Genomic DNA, 11664 nt, shown 5'->3' with positions numbered 1-11664 from the left:
TTTCGGGTCTCACTCGCTGATCGCGTGGCGATCGTTTCTTGATGCGACCATCGCGCGGCGGATAGCGCCGCGGGCGGAGGCGAGATTGGGCATCACCCAGTTGGGCTCGGCTCCAAGGAACTTGTCGAGGAAGGCGATGGCATAGCCCGGCATCTCCTCGACGTTCTCGCGATAAGACCACCAGGTGCGCAGATCGTCGGCACAATCGTCGATGCGTGCAGCGGTTCCAAATTCCTGCTCATGGATGGCCGCGATCGCACCGACGCAGAAGTTGGTATATAGAAAACCTTCGGGCCAGAACGCGATGATATCCTGCATTTCGGTTTTTGCCGCAGCGCCGCCTTGAGCCTTGGCTGACACCGATGCGGGCGCTTCGGTGATCAGTTCCTTGAGGACCAGTCCTGCAGCAAAGATAATGAAATCCTTGCGGTCGATACGCGCAAACGACTTCTGCTGCTCGACCGTCTCGATCCAGTTGAGGAAGGCGCGGGTGAGCTTGGTCTCGTCGATGCTGAACTGGTAGCCGTAGTGGTCGGCGATCAATGCGGCATTCTTGCGGAAAGCCATGCGAAACCACCGCAGCCGCCGCAGCCGATGCCGCAGATCCGGCGTGTGGACGAGTTCATCCCGAAACAGAAAATCCATGTGCTCTCACTTTCGCGACGATGCTACCACGTTGCAGGTTTTCATGCATCCCCAGCCAAGATTTTGGTGGGTGTGAAAATCATACATATTGACATTACGAAAAACAAATGTTCTATATTTTTTCGTTCGATCATGGCATATGTTGGCGGTCGGGCGTAGGGAGGTTGATTACATGGCGATGTGGCAATGGGGATTGCTGGCCCTCGGATTCTTGTGGGCGTTGCAGTCGTTAGGCGTCTGGTATCAGATGCGGCATTACACTGATGTCATGAAGGGAATCTCCTCCAAGTACAATGATGGATTCGTTGGCGCCGGCAATGTGCGTGGCCGCCTTGGCAAGGGCGTGATCGTCCTCATCGTTGTCACGCGCGACCTGACGATCCAGCGCTTTCTCGTCATGAGCGGCCGTTCGGTTTTTGCGAAGTTCAAGCGGCGTGAAGAGTTCGAGGGCATCTCGCTCAGTGCGCTGCGTACAGACCCGGTAATGTCCGGCCTGGGTGATCCGGCTCTGGCCAAGGCGGCAGAGCGGGCAATTGAACAAATAGATCGGGCGAGGGCGGATCCGCCCAAGCCGGGCCTATCGGGAATCAGGACAGTCAACGGTTAAGGGACGGCCGCTTGTCGCGGTCGGTAAGGAGGAGAGGGAACATGTCAATTCTAACAATGTTGGCGCAACATGCCGACATCGCCGCGCACCACATTTCTGTGGCGGGGACGATGGTCGCGGACGCGGCGCTGCACGGCAAGCACGCCGTCGAGCATGCGGGCAACGACCTCGTCGTTCTCGCGCAGTCGACGGGCGATATCTCGGTCGAGCAGTTCAAGGACAGGCTCAAGAACGTCCAGCAGGAAGAGCAGCTTGGCTGGCTTGCCAATATCGGCAAATACTTCATCGGTATTTTCCAGAAGGGCGGCGAGGTCTTTGCCGGTTTCGTTACGGGCATCATTCCGACCCTGGTCGTGCTGATGACCGCCTTCTACGCGCTGACCGAACTCGTCGGCGAAGAACGGGTCCATGGTATCGCGCGCGGCGCGGGCAAGATTGCCCTGACCCGCTATACGGTTCTTCCGGTGCTTTCGGTCTTCTTCCTCACCAATCCGATGGCCTATACCTTCGGCTCGTTCCTCGAGGAAAAGTACAAGCCCGCATTCTACGACGCCGCGGTTTCTTACGTGCATCCGCCGCTGGGCCTCTTCCCGCATATCAATCCTGGTGAATATTTCGTCTGGGGCGGCATTCTCGTCGCGCTTCTCGAACTGGAGAAGAAGGGCGCGGTTCCCACGGGCTATCACATCAACGTTGCTATTTGGTACGCGCTTGTTGGTCTGATCGTCATCCTGCTCAAGGGCATGCTCACTGAGCGCATCACCGCCATTATGGCGCGTCGCCAGGGCATCGAGCTTTAATTCGGGGTGGGAGCAGGAAAATGTCAAAGACATACAAGGCAGTAAAGATTTCCAGGGGATCGAACGGCTGGGGTGGCCCGCTCGTCATCCAGCTGACGCCGCAACGCAACAAGGTGGTCTCGGTTACGGGTGGCGGCATTCATCCCGTTGCGCGTCGCATTGCCGAACTCACCGGTGGTGAAGCGGTCGACGGCTTCAAGGCACCGCCGGTCGAAGGCGAAATGGGCGTGGTCGTGGTCGATTGCGGCGGCACCGCCCGCTGCGGCGTCTATCCGCGCAAGCGCATCCCCACCGTCAACCTGACACCGGTCGGACAGGCGGGTCCGCTCGCCCAGTTCATCACGGAAGACATCTATGTGTCCGGCGTGAAGGAAGGCAATATCGAGCTTGCCGATGGTTCGCAGCCCGCCGCCGTTGCCGGTGCTGCCTCCACATCGGGACCGGCATCGCCGCCCACACCGGCGGAACTCGCCGCTTCGATGTCGAGCCGCACCGGTGCAAGCGAATCGAGCGAGGGTGGCCTGATCGGCTTTATCAGCACGATCGGCCGCGCCATGGGACGTGTCGTCGGCATTTTCTTCAATGCCGGTCGCCGCACCATCGATCAGGTCGTTCGCAACGTCCTGCCGTTCATGGCATTCGTCACCATGCTCATTGGTCTCATTCTCTACACGGGCATCGGTGACATTCTTGCCCAGCCCATGGGACCGCTCGCCAACAACATCATCGGTCTTCTGATCATCTCCGCCATCTGCGGCCTGCCGTTCCTCTCGCCCATTCTCGGGCCGGGCGCGGTCATTGCGCAGGTGATCGGCGTGGCGATCATCGGTCCGCAGATCGCCAATGGCACGATTTCGCCCGCCATGGCCCTGCCGGCGCTGTTTGCCTATAATACGCAGGTAGGCTGCGACTTCGTTCCCGTTGGTCTTGCCCTTGGTGAGGCCAAGCCTAAAACCATCGAAATCGGTGTGCCTGCGGTCTTGATCAGCCGTCAGATCATGGGTCCCGTCTCGGTGCTGATCGCCTGGGTTGTCAGCCTGATCGTATTCTAAGATCGACCAACAGAAGAAGAGGTTCGCCATATGTCAGTCCTATTGAAAACACGGGTAACAGCCGTTGGGCCTGAGGTGGCGGACCTCGCGGAAGGAGGCGTCGTCATCCTGTTTGCCGATGGCGCGCCGCCCGAACTCGCCGAAGTTTCGATCCTGCACAGTGTCGAGACGCCGGCCTCCGAAGAGACGCCACCCGTAGGTGCGCCCATCAAGATCGGCAATGTCTCCGCCACCATCACCGGCATCGGCGACTATGCCTGGCAGAAGGTGAAGGACATCGGGCACGTCGTTATTACATTCAACGGATCGGACCGGGTCGAGCGACCTGGCGAGATCTGTGCTTCGGAAATCGATACGGAAGAACTGGTTTCAGCCCTGACAGTCGGTACGACGATTACCATCGGGTAATTGCAAGGGCCCGACCACAAACGAGTAACAGAGAGATACGAACGAATGGAACGCTCGACAATCGTCAGAGTGCATGACGGACTGCATGCACGGCCAGCCACCCGCTTTGTCAAACTCGCAAAGAGTTTCGAGGCGGACATAGAGCTCGTCAAGGCGGAGAAATCGGTCAGCGCCAAGAGTTCGGTCAAGTTGATGCTGCTCGGCGTCAAGGAAAACGAGGAGGTGACCGTTCGTGCGACTGGCGCCGATGCCATCGAAGCGATCGAAGCCCTGATCGGCTACCTCGAAAACCCGTTGTCGGGTACGGGAGAGGAGGGCGCCGCGCCGACGCCGGTGGAGGTTGCCCCGCGCAAGGAACAGGTTGCTGCTCCCGCTCCCGTCTCCATCCAGGGGGGAATTCGCGGCGTTGCTGCGAGCGAAGGCTTTGCCATAGGGCCCGCCTTCGGCTTTTTCCCGCAGGAGATCAAGCAGGAAAACCGGATGCTGGGCCACGACGAAATCCCCGCCGAGGCGGCGCGGCTGCGGCAAGCCTTTGCCACGGTTCAGGAGCGTATGGAACGCTCGCTCGCCGCATCCAATCTCGCCGAGAGCGACCGTGGTATCATCGCTGCGCTCAAGGACATTGCCAGCGATGAAGAATTGACCGAGGCAGCCGCGGCCCTCGTCGCTGGCGGCATCGATGCCGTCTCGGCTGCGATCGGCGCGACGTCGAAGATCGCCGACGATTTTGCTGCCATGGACGATCCTTATCTCAACGCCCGCGCCGACGACGTGAATGCGGTTGGCCGTCAAATCTGCCTGGCGCTTCTCGGCCAGGATGACGCCAATCTCGAAGCAATTCCGGAGGGCGCCATTCTTATCGCCGAGGATATTGGCGCCTGGGATCTTGCGCGTGCCCCGCTCAAGCGCATTGCCGGCGTGATCTGCGGTCATGGCGGCGCGACGTCGCATGTCGCGATCATTGCCCGCGCTCATGGCATTCCGGCCGTTCTTGGCCTTGGCCACGCCGTGCACGAGCTCGAAACCGCGAACACAGTCGCGCTCGACGCCAATAGTGGACTGATTTTCGCCAACCCCGATGAAACGACCGCCAGGCGGTTTCACGACGAGATTGCCAAGGCCGAGGCCGTGAAGCAATCATTAAAGGCCTATAAGGACGTAACGCCAAAGCGTGCCGACGGCACTGTCATCGAGATCGCGGCCAATCTCGGCTCGCTCGAGGAAATCGAGGCCGCGCAGGAAGCGGGAGCGATGGGCGTCGGCCTCTTCCGCACCGAGCTACTGTTCATGCGCCATATCCATCTGCCGTCCGAAGACCTCCAGGCCGAAACCTATGCCACGCTCGCCAAGGCCTTCGCGCCCTATCCGGTGATCGTGCGCACGCTCGATATCGGCGGCGACAAGCCCATTTCAGGGATCGATTTTCCTGTCGAGGAGAATCCCTTCCTCGGTTGGCGCGGCATCCGCATGTGCCTCGATCGCCCGGACGTGTTCAAGCCGCAGTTGCGCGCGCTGCTCAGGGCGGCCGTCCATGGCAATATCAAGGTAATGCTGCCGATGGTTTCGGGTGTCGACGAGGTGCGCGCGACGCGCCTTCTGATTGACGAGTGCGCGGCAGAACTCAAGGCCGAAGGCAGGGACCATGCCGTTTTCGATCTCGGCATCATGGTCGAGACGCCTGCAGCCGTCCTCGTAGCGCCGATGCTGGCCAGCGAGGTTGCATTCTTTTCCATCGGCACCAATGACCTAACGCAATATATCATGGCCGCCGACCGGCTTAACCCGACGGTGGCCAAGCTCAACGACGTCACTCACCCGGCGGTCATGGCTGCGATCGCGCTTACGGCCAAGGCGGCAGTGGAGGCCGGGATCATGGTCGGCATGTGCGGCGAGGCTGCCGGGCGCGCCGATCTTATTCCGGCTTTCCTCGACATGGGCCTGACCGAGCTCAGCATGAGTCCGTCTTCGATCCAGCGTGCAAAAAAATGCGTGCTCGATCTTGGCGCGGCGGCCTGACCAACATTTTCCGTAAGTACAGGCTTACGGAAGATGCGGCATGAGAAACGCATAAAGGCTCGACAGGGCCGCTTCGGGGTTGCCATTTGCAATGGCCGCGCCAAACTTTTCCTGCCGCGCCTGCAAAGCAAGGAGGGTACTTTCGACCAGTTTTTCGTCACAGGGCTCCACTTCGACATAGGTCGCAACACCTATGGCGAGCGCGATTGCGGCAAAGCACAGATATTGCGTGCGCCGGTCGGGCTTGGCGGAAACATGCGCCGGAAAGGCAGTGGGAGCGGCGTCATATTGCGTCTGCAGTTCGACGGTCATCACGGCGCAGGCAGCGGCAATTTCGGCAAGTCCCCCCTCGCGCGCGACGAGCAGCAGATGGGCATGGCGGCGGCTCATCGTCGCGTGGACGGCGGCGAACGTCGCCTCGTGAATAAGCGGATTGTCCGAGCCCAATATGCTGAAGATACGCTTGGTCAGGTAATAGACATCGCGCCGGAACAGCGCCTCGCCCTTGCCGGCACTGGCCGGAAAATATGCATCAAGGCTGCGGGCTTCGATCGTCGCCCTGTGCGCCGCGGGATCCTGCGAGACCAGAGAAATGGAAATCGTTTCGGCCGTGGTGAAGGCCTTGTCCATGACGCGGGCGGCCTGGCCGAACAACATATCCGGCAGGTCCTGCGCATGCGGCTTCGCATCGAGGCGGCTCGACCGGATCAGGTGGCGTACGTCCCGCAACCGGTCTTTCAGGTTGACGACGATGTCGCTCGAGATATCACGAATCATGATCGCAGCCTCTGCTCGCACGTGGATAAGAGTTCCTATCCGTTTTTGATGCCTTGCTAAATGACATTCTAGCGCATAACCCCAAAATCTGTATCGATTTTTGGCAAGCACTATGCGCAGATTCAAGGTGTTATGCCGTGCTTCGGCTTAAAAAGCGGCAGCGGGGCGCTTATGTAGAGAATGCAGATTTCTGTCGCGGAAGCGGCAGGACAATCGTAGGTTAAAAGGGGGACGAGTGGCCGATCGACGCAAACGAACAAATGGTGCGCCTGCGAACCCCCAGAAGGCGCCGGTGGATTTCGGGCAGCCCGACACCAAGATCAGCCGGATGCGTATGCGCGCCGCCTGGATGTACTATATCGAGCAGATGACGCAAAACGAGATTGCCGAAATTCTCGGCGTCGGACGCGTCACCATCGTGCGCATGCTGGCCGAAGCGCGTGCCCGCAACGAAGTCAAGATCGGCATTCAAGGCTATCTTTCCGATCTGATTTCGCTGGAGCGGCAGGTCGAGAAGCAGTTTGGCCTCGAACGCGTCATCATCGCGCCGCTGTCTCATCCGGACAATGACCCGATCCCGTCGATTGCAGCAGCCACGGGCGACTATTTGTCGGACGTCGTTGCCAATGGCATGCGGGTAGGCGTCGGTTGGGGACGCACGCTCCTCAACACGCTGTCCTACCTCGAAGCCAAGGCGCTCGAAGATTTCACCGTGATCTCGCTGCTCGGCGGCATCAGCCAGCCGCGCCGCTTCAACCCGGCGGAATTCGCCTGGCAGTTTGCCCAGCTTTTTCAAGGCGATGGCTATCTTATTCCGGCCCCCGCCATGGTTGACAGCATCGAAACCAAGACGGCCCTTATCGAGCGCTGCGGGCTGAGGAACGTCTTCGAGATGGCCGAGGATGTGGACCTTGTGCTCCTCAGCGTCGGTGCCATCGAAACAGCATCGAGCACGCCCTATCACATCGGCTTTCTCAACGCCGGCCACCAGGCCTCGCTCGCCGAGCGCGGCGCGGTGGGCGACTTGCTCTTTCATTTCTATAACAAGGAAGGCAAGCTCGTCGATCATCCGATCCATGATCTCGTTATGTCGGTCGGCATTGATACGGTGCAGCGGGTGCCGGTACGGGTGCTGACCTCCGGCGGCAAGGAGAAGGTGAGGGCGCTTTATGGCGCGATGGCGCTCATTCGCCCGACGGTCTTCATCACCGACGAAGAGAGTGCGCGGCGGCTCCTGATCTTGGCCGAACAGGAGATGCAGAAGCGCTGAGCTTCGGACCCCATGGCATTTTCGGGGGAATTCGGTGGTGCGCTATGGACTTAAGATCTTTGGGGGGATTGCTTTGTCAATTTTTCCCGTTATTGATCGCGGGACCGAACACGGGCATTGCCCGGCACGTTCGATTTTCAGGTGGGGCCTGTAGCTCAATTGGTTAGAGCCGGCGGCTCATAACCGCTTGGTTGGGGGTTCGAGTCCCTCCGGGCCCACCATTTTCTTCCTCCAAACACTCCCAGATCGACCGGTGGCCGTTGGCCTTTAGGGCCGTCCGACCACCGCTCAACCCTTGTCGATTGATCAGTGCACCACCACCATCTTCGCAGCGTGGAATTCATCCGATTCACCGTTGCCGAAGGACGTATTATAGGGGTCCTGGCCCTTCCAGGTGATGCGCACCTTCTCGCCGGCGGCGATGCCCCGGAAATCGGCATTTGCCGGCAACTGGTACTTTGTACCCGTCGTCAGCTGCACCGTCCTGGATTGCGGACTGACCCATTCGATCGTCCCTGTCGTGCTGAACATATCGGGGCTGTGCATGGCCCTAACCGATTTTACCGTGGAGGTGTAGGTGCGTTGTCCCTGGGCTGAGGCTAGGCCTGTTGTCAATGCCAGCGCAGAGATTACCAGAAGCAATTTCTTCATCATTTATCTCCTCCTGATCTATGCCGGACGAGACCGAGAAGAGCCTTTGCCAATTGTTCAAGACAAGGACCCGTTTCGTCCCGTCCCCATACCGGCACCCACCGTGCCGGTTAGAGGACGTTACGCCCTAAAACGTCATGAAAACAATTAATTACGTGTAATGTTGTTCAACTTCTCTTGAGAAAAATATGACCAAAGTTCACGGTCCGATGAGGCTGTCTGCCGGAGCGTGCATGCGGAGCGAAAATACGCTTTTGCAGCATTTTGTTACTGTTACGTACTTTGGTTATCGTCGGGGATCGTTAGGTTCGGCATGTTATCTGCGCCGGTTTCGGCGCGGACAGGAAACGTTGGAAAAAGGGTAGCAAGATGCAGGTTTCAACCAGGTCTATTTCATTACGCACTTTGATTTTAGCTTCATCGATTGCAGTCTTTCCGGTCTCCTCATTCGCCCAGTCGCCGGCTGTTCCGGAGATCAGCCAGGAAATCCCCAAGGGCCCGATATCCGGCACAACCCTTCCGAAAGCCTATGTGCGGGACATGGCGCGCATCGCCTATCTCTGGGGCTGGCCGATGGTCAACATGCACAATCGCCAGATGGTATTTTCCAAAGTGCCGGATAATGGCCTGGGCGATGGCATCCTGCCTGTCGGACCGATCGGCCGCGTGACCATGCTGACCGATTACATCAAGCCCGAGGAACGCGGCGTCGCCACGCCCAACCAGGACGTCGTCTACGGCTTCGGTATATTTGCGCTTGAAAAGGAACCGATCGTCTTTCAGGTGCCGGATTTCGGCGACCGCTTTTGGGTCTACCAGCTCGGAAACCAACGCACCGACACGATCGGCGGCATGGGCAAGCTCTATGGCAGCAAGCCCGGCTTCTACATGATCGTCGGGCCGGAATGGAAAGGCGACGTGCCTTCAGGAATTTCCGGCGTCTTCCGCTCGCCGACGAATCTCGCCTACATCATTCCGCGCGCATTTCTCGACGACACCAAGGAAGATCGTGCCGCGATCCAGCCTCTCATCAGCCAGATCATGACCTATCCGCTCAGCGAATTCGACGGCAAGATGAAGACCAAGGACTGGAGCAAGATACCGGTGCTTGCCGATCCTGCCGGCGGCAAGGCGGGAGCCGGCGGCGAGACCCAGTGGGTCAAGCCCGAGCTCTTCTTCGAGGAGTTGCCGCTGATCCTCAAGGAAGTGCCGCCGCAGCCAGGCGAAGAGGCGCTTTACGCCTGGTTCGGTTCGTTGCTCGAGGCCGCGTCGAAGAATCCGGAGGTGGCAGCTACGCTGAAGGAAACCGCCATCGAGACCGAAAAGGAATTGATGAAGCAGATCCACAGCTATTCCTATGCCGGCGTGCCGGTTGGCAATGACTGGGTCGCGCCGATGAACGGCGCCGAGTTCGGCACCGACTACTTCAGCCGCGCTGCGGCTGCCAAGGCCAATATCTTCGTCAATCCCCGGCGCGAATCCGCCTATTTCGGCCAGGAATACGATTCGCAGAAGAAACGTCTCAACGGCGAGCATGCCTACACCGTTACCTTCCCTAAGGGGAAGCTCCCGCCCGTTGACGGGTTCTGGTCGCTGACGCTCTACGATGCCGAGCACTTCTTTGCACCCAACGAGATCAACCGCTTCTCGCTCGGCACCAAGAACAAGGATCTCGTCTATGGCGAAGATGGTTCGCTGACGATCTATGTCCAGCACGGCAAGCCTGCTGGCGACAAGGCCGCCAATTGGTTGCCGGCGCCGAAGGGCGATTTCGAACTGTTTATCCGCGCCTATTCGCCGAAGGCCGAAATCATGGACAATAGCTGGTCGCCGCCACCGGTGCTCAAGGCAAAATGAATTTGAAGACAGGACCAAGATTACAACATCGCCGGGCAAGAACATATTGCACGGCATAATTTGAGGTACGACCATGGTTTCAAAACAGGGCCTACATTTAATATCCCGCCGCAACCTCATGCTCGGCAGCGGCGCGCTCGCGGCGCTGCAGGCGCTGCCGCAATCGGCGGAAGCAGAGGTTGTTTCCCCCCTCGTCGAACAGCTCGATCACGGCGCCTGGCCGAGTGACGCAACGGTCAAGAAGCTCTACGAGGATCTGCTCACGCAGCGTGCCATCCAGTCCTATATGCTCACTTTGCCGACACTCAACGTGATCGGCATGCGCGATGGTTCGGAGGCGACGTTCGGCAAGGGTTATAACGTGCTGCCGATCTGGAAGGATCGCATGAACGCCAAGACGCTGGTGCCGACGCCGAACTGCGATGTCGTCTATTCGATGAGCTATCTCAACCTGAAGGAGACGGGTCCGCTCGTCGTCTATGCGCCGCCCAACGTCATCGGCATGTTCACGGATTTCTTCCAGCGCACCTTGACCGATGTCGGTGCGGCGGGACCGGACAAGGCCGGGGGCGGGCTCTATCTGCTCCTGCCGCCCGATTACAACGACCAGGTTCCGGGGGGCTATTTCGCCTTCCGTTCGCGAACGTACAATGTGTTCTTGTTCTTCCGCACGGTGCTTGCGCCTGGCCCTGATGGTCCGGACACGACCGTCGCGGTGGCGACGGCCGAGAGAAGTCGGGTCTACCCGCTCTACAGTCTCGAGCGCAACCGTCCGCGCATGGAGTTTCCGAATGCGTCGCCGGTACGCGTCAACATGATGTATCCGACCGATTTCGCCTATTGGGAAAAACTGAAGGCCTTTATCGATTACGAGCCGGCCGAAAGCCTCGATCCGGTGACGCGCGGTATGCTCGCAAGCATCGGCATCATCAAGGGCCAGCCCTTCGCGCCGGATGCACGGCGCAAGGAAATATTGACAAATGCGGTCGAGACCGCGGCGCGCACGATTTTCGCGCTGCGCATCACGCCCGAAGGGCTCCCCAATGCGCCCTACTACTCGGACCGGCACTATGTGAATGGCTGGGGCGGCGTTGATGACGCCTTCTTCGGGTCGAGCTATCAATCGCTCGATAGCCGTGCCGCCTATTTCCAGGCAGCCTATTCCTCGGCGCCCGCCATGGTGGCGGATATTGTTGGGCTCGGCTCGAAATATCCGATCGCGTTCCGCGACGCGAAGGGCGAGCTTTTGGAGGGTAGCCGCAGTTATCGCCTGCGGTTGCCACCGAAGATCCCGGCGCATCTCTATTGGGCGGTGACAGTCTATAACCCGCATGATGGCACCATGCCTGAAACGAGCCAGGCCTTTCCATCGCGCAACCAGTTCGACAAGGTGGAGACCAATCCCGATGGGTCGGTGGAACTCTATCTTGGACCGACGAAACCGGCGCAGGCGCCGGAACGCAACTGGATCCAGACCTTGGAAAAGCGTGCGTTTCTTGTCGCCGTGCGGCTCTACGGAACAGACCAGACGTTCTACGACCAGACGTGGAAGCCTGACGATCTGGTTCCATTGTAAGGCGG

General features: G+C 59.3%; 11 protein-coding genes and 1 tRNA gene. 9 read left to right on the top strand and 3 right to left on the bottom strand.

Annotation, left to right across the window (positions count from 1 at the left end; genetic code table 11):
• Positions 1 to 9: 9 nt before the first annotated feature.
• Positions 10 to 645 carry a hypothetical protein gene (locus BM074_RS17405; protein ID WP_027231997.1) on the bottom strand — a complete coding sequence of 212 codons (636 nt, stop codon included), beginning with the start codon at positions 643 to 645 and terminating at the stop codon, positions 10 to 12.
• 172 nt (positions 646 to 817) lie between these two features.
• On the opposite strand from BM074_RS17405, the gene BM074_RS17400 reads away from it, so the two are divergent.
• Genes BM074_RS17400 through ptsP form a run of 5 tightly spaced genes read left to right on the top strand, consistent with a single transcriptional unit; the run spans position 818 to position 5528 of the window.
• Complete coding sequence (locus tag BM074_RS17400; RefSeq protein WP_091923717.1) at positions 818 to 1252, top strand: transcriptional regulator GutM; 435 nt, start codon at positions 818 to 820, stop codon at positions 1250 to 1252.
• Between the two features lie 41 nt (positions 1253 to 1293).
• The gene (locus BM074_RS17395; protein ID WP_091923716.1) at positions 1294 to 2052 is read left to right on the top strand and encodes a PTS glucitol/sorbitol transporter subunit IIC; all 759 of its coding nucleotides are present in this window, start codon (positions 1294 to 1296) and stop codon (positions 2050 to 2052) included.
• A 20-nt stretch (positions 2053 to 2072) separates the two neighbouring features.
• Complete coding sequence (locus tag BM074_RS17390; protein WP_027231994.1) at positions 2073 to 3104, top strand: PTS glucitol/sorbitol transporter subunit IIB; 1032 nt, start codon at positions 2073 to 2075, stop codon at positions 3102 to 3104.
• 30 nt (positions 3105 to 3134) lie between these two features.
• On the top strand, positions 3135 to 3512 hold the full coding sequence (locus tag BM074_RS17385; protein WP_027231993.1) for a PTS glucitol/sorbitol transporter subunit IIA: 378 nt from the start codon (positions 3135 to 3137) through the stop codon (positions 3510 to 3512).
• Positions 3513 to 3557: 45 nt separating this feature from the next.
• Complete coding sequence (ptsP, locus tag BM074_RS17380) at positions 3558 to 5528, top strand: phosphoenolpyruvate--protein phosphotransferase (RefSeq protein ID WP_091923714.1); 1971 nt, start codon at positions 3558 to 3560, stop codon at positions 5526 to 5528.
• A gap of 24 nt (positions 5529 to 5552) precedes the next feature.
• Here ptsP and BM074_RS17375 read toward each other — a convergent pair whose 3' ends face one another.
• Positions 5553 to 6305, bottom strand: coding sequence for a hypothetical protein (locus BM074_RS17375; protein WP_027231991.1), 753 nt, complete (start codon positions 6303 to 6305; stop codon positions 5553 to 5555).
• Positions 6306 to 6633: 328 nt separating this feature from the next.
• Here BM074_RS17375 and BM074_RS17370 point away from each other — a divergent pair, with 328 nt between their 5' ends.
• Both BM074_RS17370 and BM074_RS17365 read left to right on the top strand, forming a co-directional pair.
• Positions 6634 to 7575 carry a sugar-binding transcriptional regulator gene (locus BM074_RS17370; protein ID WP_091924002.1) on the top strand — a complete coding sequence of 314 codons (942 nt, stop codon included), beginning with the start codon at positions 6634 to 6636 and terminating at the stop codon, positions 7573 to 7575.
• Positions 7576 to 7719: 144 nt separating this feature from the next.
• Positions 7720 to 7796, top strand: a tRNA-Ile gene (locus BM074_RS17365).
• Positions 7797 to 7881: 85 nt separating this feature from the next.
• Here BM074_RS17365 and BM074_RS17360 read toward each other — a convergent pair.
• Positions 7882 to 8229 (bottom strand): DUF1344 domain-containing protein, encoded by a 348-nt coding sequence (locus BM074_RS17360; RefSeq protein WP_027231989.1) that lies wholly within the window; start codon positions 8227 to 8229, stop codon positions 7882 to 7884.
• A 402-nt stretch (positions 8230 to 8631) separates the two neighbouring features.
• On the opposite strand from BM074_RS17360, the gene BM074_RS17355 reads away from it, so the two are divergent.
• Positions 8632 to 10083 (top strand): DUF1254 domain-containing protein, encoded by a 1452-nt coding sequence (locus BM074_RS17355; RefSeq protein ID WP_244532935.1) that lies wholly within the window; start codon positions 8632 to 8634, stop codon positions 10081 to 10083.
• A 73-nt stretch (positions 10084 to 10156) separates the two neighbouring features.
• On the top strand, positions 10157 to 11659 hold the full coding sequence (locus BM074_RS17350) for a DUF1254 domain-containing protein (RefSeq protein WP_244532933.1): 1503 nt from the start codon (positions 10157 to 10159) through the stop codon (positions 11657 to 11659).
• Positions 11660 to 11664: the final 5 nt, after the last annotated feature.

The organism is Phyllobacterium sp. CL33Tsu, assembly GCF_900113985.1.
GTDB classification, from domain to species: domain Bacteria; phylum Pseudomonadota; class Alphaproteobacteria; order Rhizobiales; family Rhizobiaceae; genus Phyllobacterium; species Phyllobacterium pellucidum.
This window is presented reverse-complemented; position numbering and strand designations above follow the sequence as displayed.